The sequence below is a fragment of the Xanthobacter autotrophicus genome (assembly GCF_005871085.1).
Lineage (GTDB): Bacteria > Pseudomonadota > Alphaproteobacteria > Rhizobiales > Xanthobacteraceae > Xanthobacter > Xanthobacter autotrophicus.
The window spans coordinates 1-26267 of record NZ_VAUP01000028.1 but is presented as its reverse complement, the minus strand read 5'-3'; the positions used below and the strand labels follow the sequence as shown (position 1 = coordinate 26267).

At 67.6% G+C, this 26267-nt stretch carries 16 protein-coding genes and 1 pseudogene; 12 read left to right on the top strand and 5 right to left on the bottom strand.

Annotation, left to right across the window (positions count from 1 at the left end; translation table 11 throughout):
- Positions 1 to 309: 309 nt before the first annotated feature.
- From tolQ to FBQ73_RS11940, 5 genes are all read left to right on the top strand, one after another.
- Positions 310 to 1134: a protein TolQ gene (gene tolQ / locus FBQ73_RS11960; RefSeq protein WP_246089676.1), complete on the top strand. Its 825-nt coding sequence runs from the start codon at positions 310 to 312 to the stop codon at positions 1132 to 1134.
- Positions 1135 to 1137: 3 nt separating this feature from the next.
- Positions 1138 to 1596, top strand: coding sequence for a protein TolR (gene tolR, locus FBQ73_RS11955; protein WP_138399736.1), 459 nt, complete (start codon positions 1138 to 1140; stop codon positions 1594 to 1596).
- A 7-nt stretch (positions 1597 to 1603) separates the two neighbouring features.
- A complete protein-coding gene (locus tag FBQ73_RS11950) occupies positions 1604 to 2557 on the top strand; it encodes a cell envelope biogenesis protein TolA (protein WP_138399735.1) in 954 nt (317 codons plus the stop codon).
- Positions 2558 to 2637: 80 nt separating this feature from the next.
- Positions 2638 to 3990 (top strand): Tol-Pal system beta propeller repeat protein TolB, encoded by a 1353-nt coding sequence (gene tolB / locus FBQ73_RS11945; protein WP_138399734.1) that lies wholly within the window; start codon positions 2638 to 2640, stop codon positions 3988 to 3990.
- A gap of 472 nt (positions 3991 to 4462) precedes the next feature.
- Entirely contained in the window at positions 4463 to 5251 is a 789-nt protein-coding gene (locus tag FBQ73_RS11940) for an inositol monophosphatase family protein (protein WP_138399733.1), read from the top strand.
- A 73-nt stretch (positions 5252 to 5324) separates the two neighbouring features.
- On the opposite strand, the gene mutL is transcribed toward FBQ73_RS11940, so the two are convergent.
- Positions 5325 to 7184 carry a DNA mismatch repair endonuclease MutL gene (gene mutL, locus FBQ73_RS11935; protein WP_138399732.1) on the bottom strand — a complete coding sequence of 620 codons (1860 nt, stop codon included), beginning with the start codon at positions 7182 to 7184 and terminating at the stop codon, positions 5325 to 5327.
- A gap of 211 nt (positions 7185 to 7395) precedes the next feature.
- Here mutL and map point away from each other — a divergent pair, with 211 nt between their 5' ends.
- The 6 genes from map (at position 7396) to FBQ73_RS11905 (ending at position 15473) form a co-directional block, all read left to right on the top strand.
- Positions 7396 to 8223 (top strand): type I methionyl aminopeptidase, encoded by an 828-nt coding sequence (gene map / locus FBQ73_RS11930; protein ID WP_138399731.1) that lies wholly within the window; start codon positions 7396 to 7398, stop codon positions 8221 to 8223.
- A gap of 19 nt (positions 8224 to 8242) precedes the next feature.
- Positions 8243 to 8947 (top strand): RadC family protein, encoded by a 705-nt coding sequence (gene radC, locus FBQ73_RS11925; protein ID WP_138399730.1) that lies wholly within the window; start codon positions 8243 to 8245, stop codon positions 8945 to 8947.
- A gap of 140 nt (positions 8948 to 9087) precedes the next feature.
- Positions 9088 to 9675 carry a TetR/AcrR family transcriptional regulator gene (locus FBQ73_RS11920; protein WP_138399729.1) on the top strand — a complete coding sequence of 196 codons (588 nt, stop codon included), beginning with the start codon at positions 9088 to 9090 and terminating at the stop codon, positions 9673 to 9675.
- Between the two features lie 42 nt (positions 9676 to 9717).
- Positions 9718 to 11034: a glycosyltransferase gene (locus FBQ73_RS11915; protein ID WP_138399728.1), complete on the top strand. Its 1317-nt coding sequence runs from the start codon at positions 9718 to 9720 to the stop codon at positions 11032 to 11034.
- Positions 11035 to 11515: 481 nt separating this feature from the next.
- A complete protein-coding gene (locus tag FBQ73_RS11910) occupies positions 11516 to 14356 on the top strand; it encodes a hypothetical protein (RefSeq protein WP_138399727.1) in 2841 nt (946 codons plus the stop codon).
- 349 nt (positions 14357 to 14705) lie between these two features.
- The gene (locus FBQ73_RS11905; protein ID WP_138399726.1) at positions 14706 to 15473 is read left to right on the top strand and encodes a helix-turn-helix transcriptional regulator; all 768 of its coding nucleotides are present in this window, start codon (positions 14706 to 14708) and stop codon (positions 15471 to 15473) included.
- A gap of 113 nt (positions 15474 to 15586) precedes the next feature.
- Here the strand turns inward: FBQ73_RS11905 and FBQ73_RS11900 are convergent, their stop codons facing one another.
- Positions 15587 to 22321 (bottom strand): autotransporter-associated beta strand repeat-containing protein, encoded by a 6735-nt coding sequence (locus tag FBQ73_RS11900; protein WP_170218867.1) that lies wholly within the window; start codon positions 22319 to 22321, stop codon positions 15587 to 15589.
- 297 nt (positions 22322 to 22618) lie between these two features.
- Positions 22619 to 23071 (bottom strand): annotated as a pseudogene (locus tag FBQ73_RS11890) (IS5 family transposase); the annotation flags it as partial.
- Positions 23072 to 23572: 501 nt separating this feature from the next.
- On the opposite strand from FBQ73_RS11890, the gene FBQ73_RS11885 reads away from it, so the two are divergent.
- Complete coding sequence (locus tag FBQ73_RS11885; protein WP_246089674.1) at positions 23573 to 23974, top strand: LysR substrate-binding domain-containing protein; 402 nt, start codon at positions 23573 to 23575, stop codon at positions 23972 to 23974.
- Positions 23975 to 24227: 253 nt separating this feature from the next.
- On the opposite strand, the gene FBQ73_RS11880 is transcribed toward FBQ73_RS11885, so the two are convergent.
- Both FBQ73_RS11880 and FBQ73_RS11875 read right to left on the bottom strand, forming a co-directional pair.
- Positions 24228 to 25727: a pyridoxal-phosphate dependent enzyme gene (locus tag FBQ73_RS11880; RefSeq protein ID WP_138399723.1), complete on the bottom strand. Its 1500-nt coding sequence runs from the start codon at positions 25725 to 25727 to the stop codon at positions 24228 to 24230.
- A gap of 64 nt (positions 25728 to 25791) precedes the next feature.
- Positions 25792 to 26142, bottom strand: coding sequence for an EamA family transporter (locus tag FBQ73_RS11875; RefSeq protein ID WP_281278811.1), 351 nt, complete (start codon positions 26140 to 26142; stop codon positions 25792 to 25794).
- Between the last annotated feature and the right edge of the window lie 125 nt (positions 26143 to 26267).

Here is a 26267-nt window from a genome sequence, read left to right as displayed (position 1 = left end):
CCCCATCGGAGGAAACCGAAGGGATCCATCACGTTCAGTCCCTCGTGCTAACCCGCCATTAAGCCTGTTCGTGCACAGCTTCCTGCGTGCCGCGAAACTTTCGCACCGCAGCACGAACCGGCTGGCCCGTCAAAGTTTGGACAGACTCGCTCGCTCAAAGAGCCTGCGAACTTCAAACGGGTGTCCGGCCGAGATGTTTCCGGGCGGCCGCGCGCCGTCCCCGGGAGCCGGAGGCTTTGGGCCAGGCGGATGCCCGCCACCCAAGCGCAGAAGCACCTCTTCCGAACGGGAGGGGCAGCGGAGCCGAGAATGACTGATTTGACACGCCGTCCCGGCATCGTGTCCCGCCTCCTGTCCGCGCCGCTGGCTGCGGCGGGCCTTGCTGCGGTCTTCACGCTCGCCCTGTGGCTGCCCACGGCGAGCTTCGCGCAGGACCTCACCCAGGCCCCGCTGGCGGCGCCCTCCACCGACATTTCCTTCCTCGGCCTGTTCCTGCAGGCCCATTTCGTCGTGAAGCTGGTGATGATCGGCCTGATCGTCTCCTCCATCTGGGTGTGGGCCATCATCATCGACAAATGGCTGCTGTTCTCCCGCAACAAGCGCGAGATGGACCGTTTCGAGCAGGTGTTCTGGTCCGGCCAGAGCCTGGAAGACCTCTACCGCACCCTGGCCGGCCGCTCGAACCAGGGCATGGCCGCCATCTTCGTCGCCGCCATGCGGGAGTGGAAGCGCACCTATGAAGGCAGCGCCCGCTCGTTCGCCGGCCTCAACCAGCGCCTCGACAAGGTGATGAACGTGACCATCGCCCGCGAGGTGGAGCGGCTCGAATCGCGCCTGCTGGTGCTGGCCACCGTGGGCTCGGCGGGGCCGTTCATCGGCCTGTTCGGCACGGTTTGGGGTATCATGACCTCGTTCCAGTCCATCGCCGCCTCCAAGAACACCTCGCTGGCGGTTGTGGCGCCGGGCATCGCCGAAGCCCTGTTCGCGACTGCGATGGGCCTCATTGCGGCCATCCCCGCGACGATTTTCTACAACAAGTTCATTTCCCAGACCGGGCGTCAGGCCCAGCGGCTGGAGGGATTCGCGGACGAGTTCTCCGCGATCCTCTCGCGCCAGATCGACGAGCGGGGCTGATCCATGGGCATGGCGGGAGGCGGAGCGGGAGGATGGCAGAGCCGGCGTTCGCGCCGTCGCGCGCCACCCGTGATGGCCGAGATCAACGTGACGCCCATGGTGGACGTCATGCTGGTGCTGCTCATCATCTTCATGGTGGCGGCGCCGCTGCTGACCGTGGGCGTGCCCATCGACCTGCCGCAGACGCAGGCCAATGCGGTGAACCAGGACAACAAGGAACCCATCACTCTCTCGGTGAAGGAAAACGGCCAGATCTTCCTCGGCGACAGCGAGATCAAGTACGAGGATCTGGTCTCGAAGTTGCAGGCGGTGACCCAGGCGCGCGGCGGCTTTGACGAGCGCGTCTTCGTGCGCGGCGACAAGAAGGCCAATTACGGGGCGATCATGCGGGTCATGGGGCGCCTGTCCGGCGCGGGCTTCAAGAAGGTGGCTCTCGTCACCGAAGTGGAACAGGGAGGCTGACGGGCCGATGCGCGCGGGGATTGCGGCATCGACGCTCCTGCATGCGGGCGTCCTCGTTCTGACCCTGGTGTCCTTCACCGGGGCGAAGCCGTTTGAGCCCATGCCGGAATCGCTGCCGGTGGATGTGGTCTCCATCTCCGAATACACCAAGCTCACCAAGGGCGCCCGCAACGCGCCCAAGCTGGACAAGCCCAAGCAGATTGCCGAGAAGGTGGGCGATCCCACGCCCGTCGAGGACGCCAAGCTGAAGGCGAGCGAGAAGGCGCCGGTGGAAGCCACCGCCCCGCCCCCTCCCCCGCCGCCGCCTCCCCCCAAGGTGGAGCCGCTGCCGAAGGATGCTGCGCCGGCGAAGGTAGAGCCCACGCCGCCCAAGGAACAGGCGGAGCTGGCGCCAAAACCCGAGCAGAAGAAGCAGGAGCAGCCCAAGGACGAGGCGAAGACCGAGGCCGCCGCCGCGCCTTTGCCCCCGCGCAAGCCGGCGCCGCCGAAGGAACAGCCCAAGCCCGTGGAAGCCAACGCCACGCCGAGCGAGTTCAACACCGACCAGATCAAGCAACTGCTGGACAAGCGCGCGCCCTCCCGCCAGGTGGCGAGCGCCGAGCAGGTGTCCACCACCTCTTCGCTGGGCTCGCCGCGCGGTGAGGGCCAGCAGTTGACCGCCAGCGAGATCGACGCCTTCCGTCGCCGGGTGATGGAGTGCTGGTCCACGGACGGCGGCAATCTCGACCGCAACATCCGGGTGGACGTGAACATCTACCTCAACAAGGACGGCACGGTCGCCGGCGCGCCCCAGATCGAGCCGGGCCAGCCGGGCTCCGGCCAGCCGGCCTTCCAAGCCTACGCCATGAACGGCATCCGCGCGATCATGGCCTGCCAGCCCTACAAGATGTTCCGGCCGGAAACCTACGCCAACTGGAAGACGCTTCCAATCACGCTCAACGACAAGCTGTTCAGCCGCTGATGCCGCGTCCGGACGGAGCTCTCCGGCTCCTGATCGAGATGGCGGCGCGCGGCGCAGCGCATGGAAAACGAGGGATATAAATGAACGGGTTCGGACGGCCGGCCATGCTCGGGATGGGACGCCGGGCATTCATCAAGACCGGACTTGCCGCCGCGAGCCTCGCCGGCCTCGGCTCCGCACTGGGCGCGGGCACGGCAGGTGCCGCGCAGCCGCGCATCGACCTCACCCCCGGCGCCTTCAAGCCCATTCCCATCGCCATCACCGACCTGCTCGGCGAGCCGGAGATCGGCCGCAACATTTCCGGCGTCATCACCGCGGACCTGCGGCGCTCCGGCCTGTTCGCGCCTATCGACCCCAAGGCGTTCGTGGAGCAGATCACCAATCCCGATACGCCGCGCTTCCAGGACTGGCGCGTCATCAACGCCCAGGCGCTGCTCACCGGCCGGGTCACAAGGCAGGCCGACGGGCGCTTCCAGGTGGTGTTCCGCCTGTGGGACGTGTTCGCCGGCCAGCAGCTCGCCGCCCAGCAGTTCGTGGCCCAGCCCGACAACTGGCGCCGCATCGCCCACATCATCGCCGACGCCATCTATGAGAAGATGACCGGCGAAAAGGGCTATTTCGACACCCGCATCGTGTTCGTGGACGAGAGCGGGCCAAAGGAGCGGCGGGTGAAGCGCCTCGCCATCATGGACCAGGACGGCGCCAACGTGAGCTACCTCTCGCGCGGCGACGGCCTCGTGCTCACCCCGCGCTTCTCGCCCACCAGCCAGGAAATCACCTACATGTCCTATGGGCAGGGTGACCCCAAGGTGTTCCTACTGAACATCGAGACCGGCCAGCGGGAGATCGTCGGCAACTTCCCAGGCATGAGCTTCTCGCCGCGCTTCGCCCCGGACGGGCAGCGGGTGATCATGAGCCTGCAGCAGGGCGGCAATTCCAACATCTTCGTCATGGACCTGCGTTCGCGCGCCACCACCCGCCTCACCGACACCGCCGCCATCGATACCGCCCCCTGCTATTCGCCGGACGGCCGGCAGATCTGCTTCGAGAGCGACCGCGGCGGCACCTCGCAGATCTATGTGATGAATGCGGACGGCTCCGGCGCGCGCCGCATCTCCTTCGGCAATGCGCGCTATTCGACCCCGGTGTGGTCGCCCAAGGGCGACTGGATCGCCTTCACCCGCCAGGGCGACGGGCGCTTCGCCATCGGCGTCATGCGCACCGACGGCTCGGGCGAGCGCGTGCTCACCGAGGGCTACCACAACGAGGGGCCGACGTTCGCGCCCAACGGCCGCGTCATCATGTTCTTCCGCGATCCGGGCGGCGCCTCCGGGCCGTCGCTCTATTCGGTGGACGTGACCGGCTACAACGAGCAGCGCGTCCCCACCCCGAGCTACGCCTCCGACCCTGCCTGGTCACCGCTGCGCTCCTGAGGACGGCCTGCGCCCTTCTGCTGCCTCTCCCGCCTCGGGGAGTGGAGGGCATTGGGGACGAACGCCCGGCAGTGGGGATGGCGGAACCTCCCGCCCCCTCCCCGCCCTCCCCCGCACCGAAGCCGGACGTTTCCAGCTTCGGCTCTGGGAGAACCGAACTCGGCAGCAGCCGAGTTCGGGCGGGAGAGGGTTCACCGGCGGCACTCAATCGGAAACCGCGCCTCATCCCCGCGCCGGCCGGCCCCCTCTCCCGCGTGCGGGGGAGGGTTGGGGAGGGGGCCAGACGCACGGGCAGGCCAGACGGCGGGAATGGCCCGAGCGATCCCGCCCCGTCGCGAGCGCGCAAGGCAGCCCAGCACCCCCGCCGCTTGACGGCCACGCCGCAGGCGGGCACACGCTCACCCAACCCTTTCCTTGGCCGCAGGCCCCGGCGACACGCGCGCCGGCCGCGGCCCGACTTTCAGGTCTCCTCATGATCCGCACGCCGCTCATCACCGTCATGGTCCAGGCCGTCCGCAAGGCGGGCCGGGCGCTCGCCCGCGACTTCGGCGAGGTGGAGCAGCTTCAGGTTTCCATGAAGGGGCCGGGCGACTTCGTCTCCGCCGCCGACCGCAAGTCGGAGGAGACGCTCCACGCCGAGCTGCTGCGGGTGCGGCCCACCTACAGCTTCCTCATGGAGGAAAGCGGCGCGGTGGAAGGCGCCGACACCTCCAACGTGTGGGTGGTGGACCCCCTCGACGGCACCACCAACTTCCTGCACGGCATCCCCATCTTCTCCATCTCGCTGGCGCTGGTGCGCAACGGGGTGCCGGTGGCGGGAGTCATCTTCAATCCGGTGATGGACGAGCTTTACGTGGCCGAGACCGGCCAGGGCGCCTATCTCAACGACCGCCGCCTGCGGGTCGCCGGCCGCAAGAAGCTCGCCGACAGCGTGGTGTGCTGCGGCCTGCCGCATATGGGCCGGGGCGACCACGCCAAGTTCAACCGCGAGCTGGAAAAGGTGCAGGGCCAGGTTTCGGGCCTGCGCCGCACCGGCTCCGCCGCCATCGACCTCGCCTGGGTAGCCTCGGGCCGCTTCGACGCCTTCTGGGAGCGCGATCTCTCGGCGTGGGACATGGCGGCGGGCATCGTGCTGGTGCGCGAGGCCGGCGGCATCGTCACTGACCTGTCGGACGGCGACAAGATGCTCGACAAGGGCTCCGTCATCGCCGGCAACGAGATCATCCGCTCCGACCTCATGCGCCTGCTCAAGAGCGCCTGAGCGCCGGAACGTCCCCTTCGATCTGCTACGTCATGCCCGGCCCCGCGCCGGGCATTGTCGTTTGATGGCACCCTCAGCGCCGGGCGAACAGTTTTTCCACGTCCTTCAGCGACAGGGTGACGAAGGTCGGCCGGCCGTGGTTGCACTCGCCGGCGTTTGGGGTCTCCTCCATCTCACGCAGCAAAGCGTTCATCTCCTCCACCTTCAGGCGCCGCCCCGCCCGCACCGAGCCATGGCAGGCCATGGTGGCGGCCACATGGAGCAGGCGCCTCTCCAGCGGCAGAGCATCGTCCCATTCGGCGGCATGCTCGGCGAGGTCGGTGACGAGGCGGGTCACGTCCGCGTCCCTTAGCAGGGCCGGCACCTCGCGCACCAGCACCGCGCCGGGACCGAAGCTCTCCAGCACCAGCCCCAGCGCCGCGAGATCGGCGGCGCGCTCGGTGAGGCGGTCGGCATCGGCGGGGTCGAGGTCCACCACCACCGGGATCAGCAGGCCCTGCCGGCCGACGCCGTCGCGGGCCAGCGCCGACTTGAGCTTCTCGTAGACCAGGCGCTCGTGGGCCGCATGCTGGTCCACGAGGACGAGTCCCTCGCGTGTCTGGGCAACGATATAGGTTTCGTGCAGTTGCGCCCGCGCCGCCCCCAACGGCCGGTCGAGATCAACGGCGGAGAGAGGCGCGGCATCGGCGCGCGCATCCGCCGAGGGCTCGGCGATGTCGAGCCGCGCCTGCTCCTCCTCCCCCAGCCCTGAAATCGCAGGCCGCGCAGGCGACTGGCGCCAGTCATAATCCAGCGCCGGCGCCGGCCGGAAGCCGGCGAAGGCCCCGCCGCCGGGGCCTGAGAACGGCACGGCGGGCGCGAATGCGGGCCGTGCGCCCAGCTCCGGCGTGCGGGCCAGCGCCACCAGCCGGTCGGCCATGGTGCCGGAGGTGGAGGGGATGCGCGCGCCCAGCGCATCGGACAGCGTGCGCACGATGAGCGCGCGCACATTGCCGCCGTCGCGGAACCGTACCTCGGTCTTGGCCGGGTGCACGTTCACGTCCACGTCGCGCGGATCGAGGCTGATGAACAGCGCCAGCACCGGATAGCGGTCCGACGGCAAGAGGTCCGCATAGGCGGCGCGCACGGCGCCCATCAGCAGCTTGTCGCGTACCGGGCGGCCGTTCACGAACAGATATTGGCTGAGCGAATTGGCCTTGGAGAAGGTGGGCAGGCCGGCGAGGCCCTCCAGCATCACGTCGTCGCGGATGCCGTGGACCGCCACCACATTGCGCCCCGCCTCCGCCCCCAGCACGTCGGCAAGGCGCATGGCGCGGCCCTCGGCATCATCCGCGCGCACCGGGAAGGTCACCGCGGCGCGCTCGTCGGTGACGAGGGTGAAGGCCACGTCGGGCCGCGCCAGCGCGAGGCGCCGCACCACGTCCGCCGCCGCCGCGCCCTCGGCCCGGTCGGATTTCAGAAATTTCAGGCGGGCCGGCGTCGCATAGAACAGGTCCCGCACCTCGACACGCGTCCCACCACCCAGCGCAGCGGGCCGCGGCGGCGTGACCACCCCGCCATCCACCCGCACCTCGAAGGCGTGGGCCGCGTCCCTCGGGCGGCTGGCAATGGAAAGATGCGCCACCGATCCGATGGAGGGCAGCGCCTCCCCCCGGAAGCCGAGGGTGGAGATGGACAAGAGGTCTTCCCCGGCGAGCTTGGAGGTGGCGTGGCGCTCCACGCACAGGGCAAGATCATCCGGCCCCATGCCGCTGCCGTCGTCGGTGACCCGCACCAGGCGCCGGCCGCCGCCCTGGATCACCACCTCGACGGACCGCGCGCCGGCATCCAGCGCGTTCTCGACCAGTTCCTTCACCACGGCAGCCGGCCGCTCCACCACCTCGCCGGCGGCGATACGGTCAATAAGCACGGGAGGCAGGCGACGGATGAACATGGCGGCTTGGGTTACGATTCGCGATCGACGATCTTAAGGCCGCGCGGCGCCCGCGGCACCCCCGCGCAAACCGCTGGCCGGGCATGCCCTACTGGGATCCGCCCCCGGGAAACAGAGCGAAGCTTGCTTTGCCGGCCGCTTGGCCTAAATCTGTGGGAAGAGAAATTTCGTGAGCGGCGGCGCGAAAGGCGCAGCCTTGAAGGCGTGATCCATGACTTATGTTGAAGCGGCCAACGCGCCGCTGCGCAAGACCGGCCATATCAAGCTCTACGGGCCGGAAGGCTTCGAGGGCATGCGCAAGGCCGGGCAACTCACCGCGCAGGCGCTCGACGCCGTGGCCGAGATGGTGGCGCCCGGTGTCACCACCGACGCCATCGACCGGCTGATCTACGAATTCGCCATGGATCACGGCGCCTATCCGGCGACCCTGATGTATCGCGGCTACCGCTTCAGCGTGTGCACCTCGGTGAACCACGTGGTGTGCCACGGCATGCCCAATGCCCGCCCCCTGCGCGAGGGCGACATCGTCAATGTGGACGTGACGCTGGTCCTCGACGGCTGGTACGGCGACTCGAGCCGCATGTATCCCGTGGGCGCCATCCCGCGCCGGGCCGAGCGGTTGCTGGAAGTGACCTATGACGCCATGATGCTCGGCATCGCGGCCATCCGCCCCGGCGGCCATGTGGGCGACATCGGCGCCGCCATCCAGGACTTCGTGGAGCCGCAGCACATGAGCGTGGTGCGCGACTTCTGCGGCCACGGTGTCGGCCAGGTGTTCCACGACGAGCCCAACATCGTGCATGTGGGTCGTCGCGGCGAGGGGCCGAAGCTGATGCCGGGCATGATCTTCACCGTGGAGCCCATGATCAATCTGGGCCGTCCCCACGTGAAGGTGCTGTCCGACGGCTGGACCGCCGTCACCCGCGACCGCTCCCTCTCGGCCCAGTTCGAGCACGCCGTGGGCGTGACCGAGACCGGCGTCGAGATCTTCACCCTGAGCCCCAAGGGCTACCACAAGCCGCCCTACGTCCCCGCCTGAGGAAGAGCCGGACACGCTGATGGCCGAGGCGCCGGAAGACGGCCTGAACGAAGCACCCCATTTTCATGGGCACCGGGACCGTCTCCGCGCGCGTTTCCGCGAGGCGGGCTCGCTGGCCTTGGCCGACTATGAGCTGCTCGAGCTGGTGCTGTTCCGCGCCGTGCCGCGGCGGGACGTGAAGCCCTTGGCCAAGGCGCTGGTGGACCGCTTCGGCTCCTTCGCCGAGGTGGTGGCCGCGCCCCCCGGCCTTCTGGCCGAGGTTCCGGGGGTGAAGGATGCCATCATCACCGAGCTGAAGGTGGTGGAGGCGGCGGCCCAGCGGCTCGCCAAGGGGCAGGTCAAGCGCCGGCCGGTACTGTCATCCTGGAGCGCGGTGATCGACTATTGCCGCACTGCCATGGCCTATGCGGACCGCGAGCAGGTGCGCGTTCTGTTCCTCGACAAACGCAACCAGCTCATCGCCGACGAGGTGCTGCAGACCGGCACCGTGGACCATGCCCCGGTCTATCCGCGCGAGGTGGTGAAGCGGGCGCTGGAGGTCTCCGCCTCCGCCGTCATCCTCTGCCACAACCACCCGTCGGGGGACCCGACCCCGTCCCGCGCCGACATCGACATGACACGGCGGATCATCGACGTAGCCAAGCCGCTGGGTATCGAGGTGCATGACCACATCATCGTCGGCAAGGATGGCCACGCCAGCCTGAAGGGGCTGCGGCTGATCTGACGCGGTCAGAACACACCACTTGCGGGATGCCGTGAAGCCGCTTCAGAGCGCGGGAGAGTTCCAGCGTGGAAACACCAGGCGCGTGCCATTGACAGGCCCATATTTCGTGTTACTCAATGTAACACGAAATGGAGTTGATCATGGCGGCGAGGCCCTATCGGCAGGTGGCGCGGGAGAGCGCGGTGCGCGGCACCGAGCAGCAGATCGTCGAGGCGTTCGCGACGCTGATGGAGACGCGCTGGTTCGACGAGGTCACTCTGGACGAGATCGCCGCAGCAGCCGGTACCACGCGCCAGACGGTGATCCGCCGCTTCGGCAGCAAGGCCGGTGTATTGAGCGCGCTCGCGGCGCAGCAGGACAGCACGATCCGGACGCATCGCTGGCAGGACGCGCCAGCTGAGGTCGCCGGCATCATCGGCGTCCTCATCGCCGACTACGAGCGCAGCGGCGATCTGGTGGTGCGCACGTTGAACCAGGAGGATCGCATTCCCGAGTTCGGCGCAGTTCTGGACCAGGGCCGCCGCGGCCACCGGGAATGGATCACGGACATGTTCCGCCCGTGGCTCGACAAGCGCGAAGGCGCGCGGCGGGACGACCTGCTCGCCGAGCTTCTGGCGGTGACGGACGTCTGGGTGTGGCACCTCATGCGCCGTCGGCAGGGCCACGATGCCGAGCGGACGCAGCGCCTGATGACGCAGATCGTGGAGCGGCTGCTCCGCGAGGAGTGAAGGGCGCCGGCGCCCGAACGCCGGCATATAAGGAGGATGGAGATGGAACCCACACTGGCCCCCGCGGGCCGGCTGCGCATCGTCGTGGCCGGATGGGAGGGCGGCGGCAACGTGCCGCCGACACTTGCCGCTGTCGAGGCGCTCTGCGCCCGCGGCCACGACGTGACCCTTGTCGCCGACGATTCCATGGTCAGCGACGCACGGGCGGCGGGTGCGCATTTCGTGGGCTGGAAGCGGGCGCCGAACCGGCCCGACCGCTCCGCTGCGAGTGCTCCGGTGCGTGACGACGAGTGGCCCGATCCGTTCGCCGTCATGGCGGCCTGGTCCGAGCGGATCTTCCTCGGCCCCTCCGATGCCTATGCGCGCGATCTCATCGACGTGATGACGGTGCGCCCGGCCGACGTGCTGGTCGCCAGCGACCTGCTGTTCGGAAGCGTGCTGGCGGGAGAGGTGGCGCAGATCCCCACCGCGGTCCTTGCGCCCAACGTCTCGCTCTCCCCGCTGCCGGGGCATCCCCCGTTCGGTCCCGGCTTCCTTCCGGCCGCGAGCGACGCGGACCATGAGCGTGACCGTGCAGTCGCCGGGGCGGTGGAGGCGTTGTGGAACGGTTTCCTTCCGCACCTCAACGCCGCGCGCACGTCGCTGGGGCTGAAGCCGCTCGCCCGCGTGCTCGACCAGATGCGCGCGGCCGACCTCCAGCTGCTGGCGACGAGCGCGGCCTTCGATTTTCCCGTCGCCGGGCTTCCCGAGGAGGTCCGCTACATTGGGCCGCTGCTGCGCGAGCCGAGCTGGGCCGCGGGGAGCAGGGAAGGCTTCGAGGGGGCGGAGGGGCCGCGCGTGCTGGTCTCCTTCAGCACCACGGAACAGGGGCAGCGCGCCGTGCTCGCCCGCCTCGTGGAGGTGCTCGGCGCCCTGCCGGTGGAGGCGATCGTCACGCTCGGCGACATGCTCGAAGCCTCCGACCTTCCGGCCCGTCCCAATGTGCGGATCGTAGCGTCCGCCTCGCATGAGGCGATCCTGCCGCGGGCGACCCTGGCCATCACCCATGGCGGGCATGGCACCACCCTGCGCGCGCTCCGGCACGGCGTGCCGCTGCTGGTCCTGCCCATGGGCCGCGACCAGAACGAGAATGCCGCGCGTGTCGAATATCACGGCGCGGGCCTGAGGCTCGACCCGGCGAGCGACGCCGGCGCCATCGCCGCAGCCATCTGCCGGCTGATCGATCAGCCCGCCTTCGTGCAGAATGCGCGCAGGATCGCAGACGCCCTGCGTGCCGAGGCGCCGGCGCGGGAGCGCTTCGTTGCGGAGATCGAAGGTCTCGCGGCCCGGCGTCGGGCCCGTCCGACCTGCGCGGCCTGACGCCCCGCCTCCTACGTTTCACATCTCTTGTGGTCGTGACCTCCGCATTCCCCCGCGGCGGAGGAACGAGAAGCCGTGTCCCGGCGTAGGTGTAATCCGCGCCGGGACACGCTCATCAGCCGCGGTTCCATTCCGGCTGGGGGAAGAGTTGGCGATGGAGAGCGTTCTCGCTGCAAAGGAGGCCACCGGAGGGGGCTCGGTCATCGACCCTTGGCAATCGCTGCCTCTGCCCCCTGCTACAAAAGAGAACGCGTTGTCCGATCAGCTTGCGATGCAAGCAGATCGACGCGTGCTCTGGCGGGCTGATAAGGCTAAATCCTACCGCCACAGAGACCTATGCCCGACATAATCACGATCAACGTCGGTCGTTCAGAACGGTTTTCCCAAAGCGGAGCCTTCACAATGTGCGCCGATCATGGGAAGCAATTGGATCGAAAGTCGTTTTGCTTTTCGGCCCGTGGCGCTTCCTCTGGAGACTATAATGATCGGCGAAATCGGGAGCTTCGGCGTGCGGCGAGGCGGCCACCGCCGTTATCTTTTGGCATTTTGCGCGATCATCGCGGTTTCCGCTGCGCAGTGCCTGCCTTCCAGGGCCCAGGTGCCGGATCGCGCCAGCGTCGGCGACTTTGACGCCAGCAAGCTGCCGCGGGTTCCCGGTGCCAAGGACGTTTTCGCCAGCCCATCTACGACGATCTTCGTCTCACCCCAGGCGATCGGCCCGACGACTGACGCGGTCGAAAAGGCGCTCACAGCCCTCGGCTGGCAACAATATACCGCGCCAAACGCGGCCTCTGCTGAAAACCCGACGATGAAGACCATGACGTTAAAGAAGGGATCGCAGGCCCTCAACGTCTTCATCACAGTCGCGCCAGCCCAGAATAACGCCATCAGCGTACAATATTCCGCTGTTCCACTGAAGGTGGACCTGCCTTTCACGGCCGATGCCGCCAGTATCGAATATTCGCCGGACAGGCCGTCGTTGAGCCTGACAAGCGGCGAGCCGGTCGAAAAGCTCCTCGATTTCTACCGCCGGGAACTCGCCGGCCGAGGCTGGTTTCTGTGGTCGGCAAAGGCCAATGGAAAGCAGGCGCCGGGAGGTCCTTCGGGAACGCTCCATGACGGCGGGGGCTACGCCTATTTTGTCAGCGACCAGAGCCCGAAAACGGCCTTGGCGCTCGTGCTGCAAAAGGCCGACGCCGGAAAAGTCAGGGTTGAGATCACGCCGCAGCCGATCAGCATTCTTGAGAACGCCCGCCAAGTCTATCTCAACCGCGACAATGTCGCGCCTCTGGTCGTCGTCTCCGATCTGCCGCGCCTCCCGGGCGCACGTGACACAGGAAAGTCAACCGCCGAGCGCGTATCTTACTCAGTTCCCGGTCATGTTCCCGCCACGACCGCGGCGATCAAGGCGCTGCTGGCCGCCCAGGGCTGGAGCTTTTGTGTGGTTCCGTTGGATGACCGGCATTCGACCTGGCTGACCTTCATCAAGGGGCAGCAGGGCCTTTCGGTTCGGTTCACCATTTCGCCCGGCAGGAACGAGGACACCACGGATCAGACCACGGTGGAGTATGTGGCCGATCGGTTGCAATTCGCTCCGCCGGTTCCGGACGACGCCCTCGACGTGGTGTTCGACGAGCATCGGCCTTATCTCAGCCTGACCTCGGGCGGCACGCCGCAGAGCCTGCGTGAATTCTATGCCCGCAAGCTCGCCGAAAGCGATTGGGAGCTGCTCCCGGATGCGGACATCGCGGCGAAATGGCCGAATGCGAAGCTTGATCCCAAACCCGCGAATGGCGACATCGCCTATTTCATGCGCGGCAATACCCGGCCGCTCACGCTCGTCTTGCGGACGAACGATCTCGGCAGGACGCTGGTGGAGCTGAAAACACCCTTCTTCGCCGAACTGCAGTCGGTCGAGGCCGATGGCGATATCTTCGGCCTGCCGGTCCCCAAGCCGCGCAGGAATGCGGGTGGCACGAATGGCGGGACCGGGCGGGAGATCCACGTCCAGGTCCAGGCAAGCCTCGAAGCGGTGCTGTCGTTCTACAGGGGTGCGCTTTCGGCGCGCGGGTGGAAAGAGGATGCGCCGCGCAGTACGATCGGTCCGGACGAGGCGGTGGTGAATTTCAACTTTCCCGAAGGCACGGCGACTCTGAAGCTCGCTCGCCAGTACGGGCTGACGACCGTTAGCCTCATTGAGAAAATCACCAAGCCCAAGACCAATGGCGTGACGGGCGGCGGCTCGGTCAATGACCTGCTGCAGCAGGCTCAGCAGATGATGCGCGCGGCCGAATCGATGCCCGGCGGTGCCGCGATGCCGCAGGCCCCCGCGCACGGGGCCGGCGATTCCGTCGAGCCGCTGCGGCCGCTCGCGGGCGGCAGCGCGCCTATCCCGCTCCCGGAGACCGCGCAGGACGTCGATTTCGACGGCGAGGACGGAACGCTCCAATTCACGAGCAAGTCCAACGTCAAGTCGATCGCCGAGTTTTTCCGGTCGGCCCTGAAGCAGTCCGGATGGCGCGCGAAGCCAGGCGTGATCAACAACGCCAACATGGCGCAGCTCCAATTCGCCAAGGGGAACAAGGATCTCTCCATCACGGTCATGAAGATGGGCCCCAGCACCAATGTGAATGCGCGGGGCTCGGGCCTGCAGATTGCGGGCGCGAAGCCCGATGAGCCCGCCCAGAAGAACGAAAGTCGTACGGGCGGTGCGCCAGCGCCGTCGGCAGATGATCTCATCGTCGAGGAGAGCGCGGGGCTGCCGGTTCCCAAGCGCCACACGATGTCGGAAGGAACCCAGACACCGTTCCGGCGCGAGCTCAACGCCAATGTGCCGCTCGACCTCGCCGCGGTCCTGGAATTCTACCGGCGCGAGCTTGGCAATCGAAACTGGAAAGAGGAGGCCAAAGGCCAGGTGGTCGCGGCCGACCGTGCGACGGTCCGCTTCACGTCCCCTGACGGGCCCGCCGTGTTGAAGCTCGGTCGAAAGGGCAATGAAACAACGGTCAACCTGAGCCTGAAAAATCCGGAGGCGGCCCGGAAAGCGGGCATTTTGCCGGAAGCCGGAAAGGCCCGCGTGATGTTCGGCAATATCATGCCAGACGAATTATCACTCACCTTCAATAATCGGGCGATCAAGGTCGCAGGAAATGCTGGAACCAAGGCGCCTGACGGGCCAACCTTGGATCTAGCGCCCGGGAAGTACAAATATTCGATCAAAACAGGCGGAAGGGTTCAGGCCGACGAAGTGGAGGTTCGCTCCGACGAAACCTGGGGACTGATGATCGGCCCCGGGGGGGTGCTGGCGCTGCAGGCCTATTGATCGGCATGGAGTCCGGTTTCATACGGGCTCACATTGGTGACGATTCAGACGGCGGCGAGGGTGTTGGCTGCGTCCTCACGGTGCCGACCGTCGATTCGTTGGCGACATGAGAGACGCCGCCTTGTGTCGGCCTCGTCGATGAGGGCGCCGATCAGCTGGATGCTGCAGAACCGGCGTGCAAAGGCGAGCGAACGGTCTTTACGCCATGCGCGTCTGCGGCCTGATATCGCGCCTTCCAACACCGCGCCGTTTAGCCTATCGCCTTTTGAAAGGTCCCGTGGTGTTAGTCGACAGAGCGAGGATTCTGCGTTTGATGCGGCGCGGATGAAGGCTGGGATCGCGAGTGCCCGTGAACATCGAAGCCATACACCTCCTTTGGGACGAATTGTCCGACTTCGAGGCCGGTCAATCACCGATGGCGGCCGCCCATCTCATGACGGCGCTCTGCGAAGCGACGGGGGCCTGGAACGCCACTTGGGCCGGTGCCATCCGTCTTGGCGATGTGGCCCCCGCCGATCCCCTTCAGGGCTGGCGCGTCGCGGCCATGCAAGCCTTGCATCCGGTCCAGCCCCATCCCGATGAACAGCATTTCAAGGAGATCATGCAGGTCTGGGACCGACGCGAGATCGATCCCTCCTTCCTTCTGCCCATGCAGAATGTCGGCACGTTCCGCACCTATTCCTTCCGCCGGGAACTGCCCGAGGACTGGTTCGAGACGCCCTTCTACCGGCGGCACTACGGTTCGGTGAGCACGCACGATGCGATCTTCGTCGCCTTTCCCCTGAATGCCGATTGCGAATCCCATTTCGGCTTTTATTCGGGCAAGACCTTCACCGATGAGGAGATCGCGCAACTCGTCCACGCGCTGCGCGGCATCAAATGGTTTCACCGCCATCTGATGTTGGGGCACGGCCTCATCATGGCCTCTTCGCCTCTGACGCCGGCGGAGCGGCGGGTGCTGCACATGCTGCTCACCAAGGCCACGGAAAAGGCGATCGGTCGCGAGCTGGAAATCGCCACCTCCACGGCCCACCAGCACGTCACGCGCATCTTCCGCAAATTCGGCGTGAGCAGCCGCGCGGAACTCATGAGCCTATGGCTCAATGGCGCCGGCTAACCGCTATCAGGCTCGGATCGGCGGCGGATCGGATGGGTTCTTCCCGGCTACACCTCGGGGGCTGACGAAGCCTCCAAGGGAACCGATGAGCCATTCCTAAGATAAGCCTTACCTCAGAACTTCCAGGCGAATTCCGCCGAGAACGCGCTCTGTGAGGCGCCGGAGGCGATCTGCCCGTTATATTTGACCGAGAGGGTGGCAAGCTCCGAGGCGGCATAGCCGAGCCCCGCGCCCACCAGCAAGGCATCCTGCGCGATGGGGGCGCCCGCCACCTGGAAGGGCGTCGTCCCGCCGGCAAAGAGCATGCTCGCATAAGGCGTCGTGTCGCCGAAGGCGTGCTGCCAGGCGAGGGTCACGCTCGGGGTCAAAGGCCGCCCGAACACACCGATGGAAGTGGCGAGCCGCATGCCCAGCGTCGAATAGGTCGTCTCGAACGATGCGGTACTGACGCCGAGCGCCGCCGCCCCGCCGGTCTCGGTGAGGGAGGCGCCATCGAGGTTGAGATAGGCCAGCCCTGCGAACGGCTCCACATCGAAGGCGCCGAAGGTGAGGCCATAGGCCAATTCGCCGAAGGACTGGAAAGAGCCTGAACTATAGCCGCCGGAAATCGCTTCATAGAAGCCGGGGAAGGCGACGGTGCGGTCCATGGAGACTTCATGCCAGCCATAGGTCAAAGCCCCGCGCGCGGCGAGGCGGCCGAACTGGGCCGCGCCGTAAAGGCCCATGTCGTACGTGTCGATGGAGCCGGAGGAGGCCCGGTCCGCCACATCGAAATTGGACCGGCCATAGCCGCCGAAGAGGCCGGCGCGTGCGGTCTCGCTCACCGCCACGTCGGCACCGATGAGGAAGCCGCCAATGGTGTTGGAGACGCTGGCCGCATTGCTGTTGCCGTTGGTGTCACCCCAGCCGCCATAGCCCAGCGCCCACAAAGTGGGGGTGAGGCCGGCCCCGAGGCGGGCGGTGGCCGGAGCCTTCACCGGCATGGCGTAGCCGAGCGGCGCGGCGCCTTCCGGCGTGAGCGCCTGGATCAGGCGCGCGCCCACCGCATCGCGGACATAGCTCGATTGCTGCACGATCACCGTGCTCGCCGACGCATAAGCCTCGCCAGAGAGCGCGGCGAACGCGGCCCCCGGCGTTGTGCCCTTGGGCAGAGCGAGAATGGCGTCATAGATGGGATTGCCGTCGCCGAGGGGCTGGGCGGCGTTGGCGGCACCGGCCTCGTTCGGCGTGCGGGCGAAGGTGGTGAACGCAACGTCGTTATAGATCAGCCCCAGATACACATTGTGGGTGTCGTAGGAGAGGCCCGGATCGAGGAAGATGTAAGTGCTGGAGGGCAAGTCGCCAGTGAGCGAACCGAACGTGCCGGTGACCGTGCCGGAGGTGGTGATGATGGCGTAGGCCGTTCCCGGCAGGAACACCGCCGCGCCGGCATTCACGGCGACGGATGCGCCGGAAGACAGGGTGACGGCACCCGTGGCCTCGATGAGGTCGTGGGCGCCGCCGGCGGTCACGTCCACCCGGTAGACCGAGCCGGAATTGAAGGCGACATCGCCATTCACGGTGAGGGTGCCCGGCGAATTGCCCGGTGCCGCGATGCCCCCTGAATTGACCACGAGCCCGCCGATTGTGCCCTGGCCGGCCAGAACGCCGCCGGTCTGCACAGTGAAGACGGAGGCGCCGAGGGCCGCATTGGCGAGGGTGACGGTGCCGTCCTCAACGAATGTGCCGCCGCTGAAGGTGCCGGACGATCCGAGCTGCACCGTGCCGCCGCCGCGGAAGGTCATGGTGCCCGCGCCCGAAAGGCCGCCGCTGAAGCCATAGGCATCGGAGCGGTCGAAGACCAAGGTGGCATTGTTCAGCACATCGCCGGTGAGGGAGCCCGCAGTGCCGCCATCGCCGATCTGCAGCGTGCCGGCGGAAATGGTCGTGCCGCCCGCATAGATGTTGGCGCCGGTGAGGATGAGGGTGGACGCCCCCTCCTTGGTCAGGGCGCCATCGCCGGAGATGACGCCAGCGAACGTTGCGTCGGCGCCCTGGTTGACGGTGAGCGCCTTCGTGCCGAGCGCGATCCCCCCCTCGTTGCTGCCGGACAGGGTCTTGATGGTGGTGCCGGCGCCGTCGAGGCCGGAGATGTCAAACGCGGCATTCACCGCGACGGCGCTTGAGCTGGCGATGGAGCCTGCGCCCGCCAAGGCCAGCGTGCCGGCGTCGATCTCCGTCTTGCCGGTGAAGCCGGCATGGGCATTGGTGAGGGTGAGGGTGGACGCCCCCTCCTTGGTGAAGGCGCCGCTGCCGGAGAGGGCGCCGGCGAATGTGGCGTCGGCGCCCTGGTTGACGGTGAGCACCTTCGTGCCGAGCGCGATCGCTCCGTCGCCGCTGCCGGAGAGGGTCTTGATGGTGGTGCCGGCGCCGTCGAGACCGGAGATGTCAAACGTGGCATTCACCGCGACGGCGCTTGAGCTGGCGATGGAGCCTGCGCCCGCCAAGGCCAGCGTGCCGGCGTCGATCACCGTCTGGCCGGTGAAGCCGGTGTTGGCGCCGGTGAGGGTGAGGGCGGACGCCCCCTCCTTGGTGAAGGCGCCGCTGCCGGAGAGGGCGCCGGCGAATGTGGCGTCGGCGCCCTGGTTGACGGTGAGCGCCTTCGTGCCGAGCGCGATCGCTCCGTCGCCGCTGCCGGAGAGGGTCTTGATGGTGGTGCCGGCGCCGTCGAGGCCGGAGATGTCGAGCGTGGCATTCACCGCGACGGCGGTCGAGTTGGCGATGGAGCCCGCGCCCGCCAAGGCCAGCGTGCCGGCGTCGATCACCGTCTGGCCGGTGAAGCCGGCATTGGCGCCGGTGAGGGTGAGTATGGACGCCCCCTCCTTGGTGAACGCACCGCTACCGGAGATGTCGCCGGCGAATGTGGCGTCTGCGCCCTGGTTGACGGTGAGCGCCTTCGTGCCGAGCGCGATCACCCCATCGGTGCTGCCGGACAGGGTCTTGATGGTGGTGCCGGCGCCGTCGAGGCCGGAGATGTCAAACGCGGCATTCACCGCGACGGAGTTCGAATTGGTAATCGAGCCTACGCCCGACAAAGCCAGCGTGCCGGCGTCGATCACCGTCTTGCCGGTGAAGCCGGCACTGGCGCCGGTGAGGGTGAGTATGGACGCCCCCTCCTTGGTGAACGCACCGCTGCCGGAGATGTCGCCGGCGAATGTGGCGTCTGCGCCCTGGTTGACGGTGAGCGCCTTCGTGCCGAGCGCGATCACCCCATCGGTGCTGCCGGACAGGGTGTTGATGGTAGTGCCGGCGCCGTCGATGCCGGAGATGTCGAGCGTGGCATTCACCGCGACGGCGGTCGAGTTGGCGATGGAGCCCGCGCCCGACAAAGCCAGCGTGCCGGCGTCGATCACCGTCTTGCCGGTGAAGCCGGCATTGGCGTTGGTGAGGGTGAGGGTGGACGCCCCCTCCTTGATGAAGCCGCCGCTGCCGGAGAGGGCGCCGGCGAATGTGGCGTCTGCGCCCTGGTTGACGGTGAGCGCCTTCGTGCCGAGCGCGATCACCCCATCGGTGCTGCCGGACAGGGTCTTGATGGTGGTGCCGGCGCCGTCGATGCCGGAGATGTCGAGCGTGGCATTCACCGCGACGGCGCTCGAATTGGCAATCGAGCCAGCGCCCGACAAAGCCAGCGTGCCGGCGGAAATGGTCGTCCCGCCGGCATAGGTGTTGGCGCCGGTGAGGGTGAGGGCGGACGCCCCCTCCTTGGTCAGGGTGCCATCGCCGGAGATGACGCCGGCGAACGTTGCGTCTGCGCCCTGGTTGACGGTGAGCGCCTTCGTGCCGAGCGCGATCACCCCATCGGTGCTGCCGGAGAGGGTCTTGATGGTGGTGCCGGCACCGTCGATGCCGGAGATGTCGAACGTGGCATTCACCGCGACGGCGGTCGAATTGGCAATCGAGCCCGCGCCCGACAAAGCCAGCGTGCCGGCGTCGATCACCGTCTTGCCGGTGAAGCCGATGTTGGCGTTGGTGAGGGTCGCCGTGCCGTCGCCGGCCTTGGTGAAGGCACCGCTGCCCGAAAGGGCACCGTCCACCGTTGCCGTGGTACCGCTCGCGGTCTCCAGGGTGCCCCCGTTCGCCAGCAGGACGAGGTCGCCGGAGAGCGTGAGGCTGGCAGTCGTGCGCAGGGTGCCGCCGTCGAACGTGGTGGTGAGGAAGGACGGGCCGGCCCCTTCCAAGGTCTTCGCATCGGCGATGGCGAGCACGCCGCCCGTGAGGGTCCAGCTCAGGCCGCTCGCATTGGTGCCGGTGCCGGTCCACTCCCCGTCCACCACCGACAAGGCGTTGAAGCCCACATATTGGGTGCCGGAGAGCGAGCCCGAGAGGGTCGGCACCACGTGGCCCACGTCGAACGCGGCCGCGCCCGTGCCGCCGAGCTTCAGGGCATCGCCGCCATTGGTGGCGCCGCTGGTGGAGAGCACATTGCCGGTGAAGGAATAGCCCGCCTGAAGCTCCAGCGCGTTGCCGCCGCCGGACAGCTCCACCGCATTGGCGCGCGTCACCCCATCGCCGGAAAGCCCGCCGACGATGGAGCCGGCGTTCTTGATGGTGGAACCGCCGGTGGAGACGACGCCAACCGCGCCGAGACCGCCCACGCCGTCTACTCCAGGGTCTCCGGCACGGGCAAAAAGGCCGTTTCCGCCCTCCACGCGAGCCCCTCCCAGGCCCCCCATTCCGGCCATTCCGCCGTCGCCGCCGCTGATCGTGCCTGTATTGGTGAGGGTGAAGCTGGAGCCGCTCACACCGACACCGCCATTGCCCCCGTTCCCGCCGTTTCCGCCCGTCCCGCCTTTGGCGGGGATGGCACCGCTGCCGCCGTTCCCGCCCGCGCCGCCATCACCGCCCTTGCCGCCGCTGATCGTGCCGGAACTGGTGATGGAAAAATCCGTGCCGGTGACGCCGGCACCACCCGCGCCGCCGTCACCGCCGCGCCCACCATTGCCGCCACCTTGGGCGGCACCTGAGACGTTCACAGAATTTTGGAAGTCGCCGCTGCCGCCAGGCTGGAAGGAACCGGCCGACCCGCCAGAGCCGCCTGCGCCGCCTTCACCCCCGGTGCCGCCTTCGGCTCCTGCGCCACCCGCGATCGATCCTGCATTCGTCACGGTGAAGGAACTGCCGCTGACGCCTGCGCCGCCGGCACCACCCGTGCCGCCGGCGCCACCGGCTCCCCCCACATTGCCGTCGCCGCCCTTGCCGCTTACGCCCCTGCCGGCGGCATCACCCACAGCGGGACCGACGTCAACTCGTACGTTGCCGCCCACGCCGCCTTGGCCTCCGACGCCCGCGGCGCCCCCGCTGCCGCCTTTGGCTCCCGCGCCGCCTGTGAGCGTTCCGCGGTTCGTCAGATCGAAGAGCGCGCCGGTGACGCCGACGCCCCCGGCTCCCCCGGTCCCGCCTTCACCCCCGTTGCCGCCCGCACCGCCCGCGCCGCCGGTTCCGGCCGTGCTGGAGAGCACCACACCTGGGACGCTGATCGTCGATTCCAAAGAGATCCCGGGTCCCCCGGTTCCGCCCGCGCCGCCGCGTCCGCCATCGCCGCCGAGACCGCCCGAGCCTCCGTAAAGCGTCGTCTCGTTGATCACGGTGAAGGAGGTGCCGCTGATGCCCGCCCCTCCCAGACCGCCGAGGCCGCCGGCTCCGCCATTGCCGCCGTCATCGCCCGGCTCCCCCTTGCCGGCGAGGGTGGCGTATGATCCCGGAACGGTAAAGTGTTGGGAGAGGGTTACGCCCACAGGCACCACCGGTGCGAATTGGCTATCGCTGCCGGCTCCGCCCGCGCCGCCCGCGCCGCCACCGATCACGCTTGTGTTGTGGATGGTGAAATTGGATCCGCCTGCGCCGACCCCGCCCTGCGCGCCCGCGCCTCCTGCGCCAGGCTCGTTGGACTTGGGGCCGATGAACATCGATCCACCCTGGCCGCCGATCCCACCGATGACGCTGCCGGTGTTGGTCAGATCGTAGCCATACCCCGTGATGCCGGCCCCGCCCGCGCCGGCCACGCCGACGACCATGGGTCCCTCTCCCGGGCGGTTGGCCCGGGAGATGCCTCCTCCCTCGCCACCATCGCCGCCTAGGATGGAGCCACCATTGGTGATGGTGAGGCTTCCGATCTGCGATCCGGAGACGGCAACGCCCGTGCCGCCGCTGCCGGCATATCCGCCATACGACGGGCTGCCGCCGCCATCGCCGCCATCTCCACCGGAGATGATCGCGCTATTGGTGAGGATGCCGCCCGGCGTGAAATAAATGCCATACCCGCCATCGCCGCCCGCGCCGCCGCCGGCGGCATATGTTGTGCCAGCGACGTAGGCGGATCCCCCCCCGCCGCCGCCACCCGCCCCGCCCGTCACATTGGCGGAAACGTCGAGGGTAAGAGGCGCCGTCGTGACGATACCGAAGCCACCGGCGCCGCCCCCGCCGCCGCTGCCATTGATGTCAGCCGATCCATTGTTTTCTACATTGAGGCGGCTCGACCCCCCGCGGCCACCCTGGCCACCCGTCGCGGCGGTCGTCACCTGCTGGTCGGTACCCGTGGTCAGGAAGGTGCCGCCGCCGCCGCCGCCGCCGCCGGAGCCGCCATAGCCGTAGGGAAGGCTTGTCCCAGCCCCGCCATCGCCGCCGCCGTCTGCGCCGGCCGCGCCGCCACTAAGAAGTCCTGTGCCGCCTGCGGCGCCCACGCCGCCGCCGCCGCCGCCGCTTTTGCCGTCTTCGGCGTCGGCCCCTGCCACGCCATAGGCACCGCCGGCGCCGCCGGGCACAAGGTCTTCGCCGGCCCCGCCGTTTCCGCCGAAGGTCTGGGCTTGCACGCGATCGATCGGAACAGCCCCTGCGACGGCGAGAAGGCAAAGCAGCGACGCCCCGGCCAGCCAAATGCGACGGGATGAAATCCCCGCGCGGGGCTTGTTGTCCTTCAGGACGATGCAGCAGCCGCGCCGCCGCTTATCGGCAGCGGTTTCCCGACGCGCAGACATGACCCCACCCCCCAAGGCTTGCCCATCGCGACGAACACGATTTGCAAGATGCCGGCAGGGTAGGCGATTACGGGCATCACTTCATGTCCTCTAAATAGAGGATACACCCGCACGAAGAACCACTTAGAGCACCTAACAAAACCTGCTGATCGCCCTGAAGCAGATGATTGCGGCGGCGAGGACGAGGAAGGCGCGGTAGAGGTCGGTGTGGCGTTCGTAGCGGATGGCGAGGCGGCGGAACTGGTTGATACAGGCGAAGGTGCACTCGACCACCCAGCGGTGCTTGCCGAGACGGTCGGAGCTATCCGTGCCGCGGCGAGCGATGCGCGGGGTGATGGCGCGCCTGCGCAGGTCCTTCCGGCAATGCTCGAAGTCAAATCCTTTATCGGCATGGAGCTTGTCGGGCCGCTTGCGGGGCCGTCCACGCCGTTGGCGAAGCTGGCGGACCGCATCGACCACCTCGGTCAGCGCCATGCTGTCGTGTCGGTTGGCTCCGGTCAGGACGACGGCGAGAGGCAGGCCCTTTCGGTCGACCACGATGTGCCGCTTGGTGCCCGGCTTACCGCGGTCGGTCGGGTTCGGGCCGCAAATGGTTTTGTTAGGTGCTCTAGACCGCTGCCGCGGCGACCATCCGGCATCACCGCCAAGATGGCCCGCGTGGTGCACGCCGTCATCAAAAGCGGTGACGATTACCGGCCCTTTGTCGAGGGGCCGGTGCCAGGTGGGAGAACCCCTCTCAGCAGTGCCGTGAGGGCGCAGCCTGCGACCCTGTAGATAATGCTCGGGTCTCCTGCCTGGATCGGCATCTCGTCTTAAGGACAGTGAGGGCCACAGCGCGCCGATGGACCCTGTGTTTGCTATGGCCGAGAACTCTTTCCTTCCCAGCAGGGCCCGCCTGGTTCGCGTATTGACGACCATCACCCCACGAGCGCAATCTTGTGGACAGAGCCATGCTGCCCAATCAGCCGCGTTCCTTCCCAACATCGGACGTAGCACGGCGCCGACCTCAACCGTCGCGCACGTCAGACCGCGGTTTCCTCCCCTGGAGGCTTTCCGACGCCGGCCCGCGCGCTCGTCACCACCATCGTGATCGGGCCGGCATCCGAAACCCTCATCGTAGCCGATCTGTCATTGCATCGTCTGCTCGACAAGCTTCATGGCGCCGATCTCCTCGGCTGGCGCGATGTGCTCGGCTGCCCGGCCGGCCATGCCGGGAAAGGCACGGTGGCCTTCCGTTCAGATGATTTCGAGGCCCTGCGTGCGGCGGCCGAGGCGGGCCTGGGGATCGCGTTCCTGTCGAGCTGGGTGGTCGGCCCGGACGTAAAGGCCGGGACGTTGGTCCGGTTGAGGCCTGGCGGCGAGCCCTGGAACGATGGACCGTCGGGCATCTACCTCCTGCGCGCCCTGCCGCAGCCGAGCGCGAAGGTAAGAGCCTTCACCCAGGCACTGCGGAAATCGATCGGAAGCCCCCCAGTCTGGGAGCGTTGATTGATGGACGGCTGATGGGCCTACTGCGTCGGGAGCGGGCTCTGGCCTCTCCGCACATTGCTGACATTCGCGGGAAGGAGCTGGCCCTCTCATCCGGATGCGCGGTCCTCCACTGGCATCCCGTTTCAAGTGGGTCTGATCAGCACCACCAAACGCCGCCCAGTTGTCGGGCCTTGGCGAGGGACGAGCGTCACAGCGGACCGGCGCGTTTCATCCAGAACCCCGCCATATAAGCGACGAGACGCCTCTGGCCTCATGCGGCGGGTCTCGCGGCCAGCCATTTCGGCAAATAGCTCCGCGCCGTGAGCGTCGGGTCGCCGGCGGGCTGAACGCCGGCCTTGCCGAGAAGCGTCACCAGCTCTCCGCGGTCGTGAAGGTCAAGGATGTCGACCGCGCCACCGATATGTGCTCCGCCGATGAATATCTGCGGAATGGTGCGCTGGCCGGTCAGGGCCTGTAGCACTTTGCGGATATCGCCGCCGAGTCCGTCGGCCTGCATCGCCACCGAATCGAGATCAACCGACCGGAACCGAACGCCTAGATCCCGGAGGAACCGGCGCACCGCCCAGCAGAACTCGCACCATTCCAGCGCAAACATCACGACGGGCTGTTCGGTGTCGTTGATCGCCTGTCTGACGAAGTCGCGAGCCCCATCCGGAGCCGGTTCGATCGCGACCGCCGCTGCCGCCGCGGGTTGCGATGCGGGAGCGCCGAAGCGGCACGACGGCGTCGAGTTCGAAATTTCCTTCTCGATGGCGTTCATCTCCTGTTCGATCGCATCGAAGAGCGGTGTCGACAGGTAGCGCTCGCCCGTATCGGGCACCATGAACAGGATTCGGGAGCCCTTTCGCGCCGTCTTCGCGACGTCGAGCGCTGCTGCCAGCGTCGCGCCCCCGGTGACACCACAGAAGATGCCTTCCTGCCGCGCAAGCTCGCGGGCGAGGCGCAGGGATTCTGCGCCGCCAACGGGCTGGATGGCATCGATCAGGCCCGTGTCGATGGCATCCGCGGTGAGTTGCGGGATGAAGTCGGGCGCCCATCCCTGCATGGGATGGGGACGGAACAGCGGATGGCTCTCGGCCGGGGTGCCATCAGCCCTGCAGCGCTGCCGAATTCCGCTTGCCAGCATCGGCGTATTTTCGGGCTCCGATACGACGATCCGCGTGGCCGGACTCTCGGCCCGCAGAACCCGCGCAATGCCCTTGAGCGTGCCTCCAGTGCCCGCGCCGGTGACGAAATAGTCGGGCCCCGTCCCCCCGAAAGCCTCCAGGATTTCGCGTGCGGTCGTGCGACTGTGAATGTCGGCGTTGGCCTCGTTTTCGAACTGACGGGTCCAGAACCACCCGTGCGTCGCCGCGAGTTCGCGCGCCTTCTCGACCATGCCGGTGCCCTTTTCGGCAGCGGGCGTCAACACAACCCGCGCGCCGAGGAACCGCATCAGCTTCCGGCGCTCGACCGAGAAGCTCTCCGCCATCACAATGACCAGAGGATAGCCCTTGCGCGCACAGACCATCGCAAGCCCGATCCCGGTGTTGCCGCTCGTCGCCTCGATCACGGTCTGGCCGGGCTTCAATCTGCCGTCGCGTTCGGCGGCCTCGATAACGCCAAGGGCCAGCCGATCCTTGACCGAACCCAATGGATTGAACGCCTCGAGCTTGGCATAGAGCTCTACGTCAGGCGGCGAGAGACGCGCCAGGCGCACGACGGGAGTGTTGCCGATCGTATCGAGGATGGAGGTGTAGATATTGGACATTGCATGATCCTTTCTTGCTTGCTGCAAGGGATGAAGATGTCGTCCGACTGGCGAGAGGCTGGCCTCAGCGCCGGTCCGGCAAACGCCAAGACGCGACGAATGCGCCAGTAGCCAGCAGCGCGGCGCCGCACAGCTCGAGCGGGCTCGGGCTTTCGTGCAGAACGACCGCGGCGATGATGACCGAGAACAACGGCACGATCGCCGCGAAGACAGAGGCACGCGTGGCGCCAAGCCGCCCGATCGCCCGGCCATAACAGTAGAGTGCGCCAATGGCCGAAAGCAGCGACTGATAAAAAACCTGCAGCAGCAGCTCGCCCGGCGCGATGGCGAGCAGCCGGGCCGGGGCGGACAAGGCCAGCCAGAGCGGTGTGTAGAGCGCGAGGGACGTGACGCAGATGACGGCGGTCGCGGTCAGAGACCGTTTGAGAATGGGTTGAAGTGCCGGCTGCGGCGTGATTCAAGCTCGGGATGTGGACCCGAGAGAGCCGTGGCCGGATGGCTGGATTTGAGCGACGAGCGAAGCGCTACCCGACCGATTTG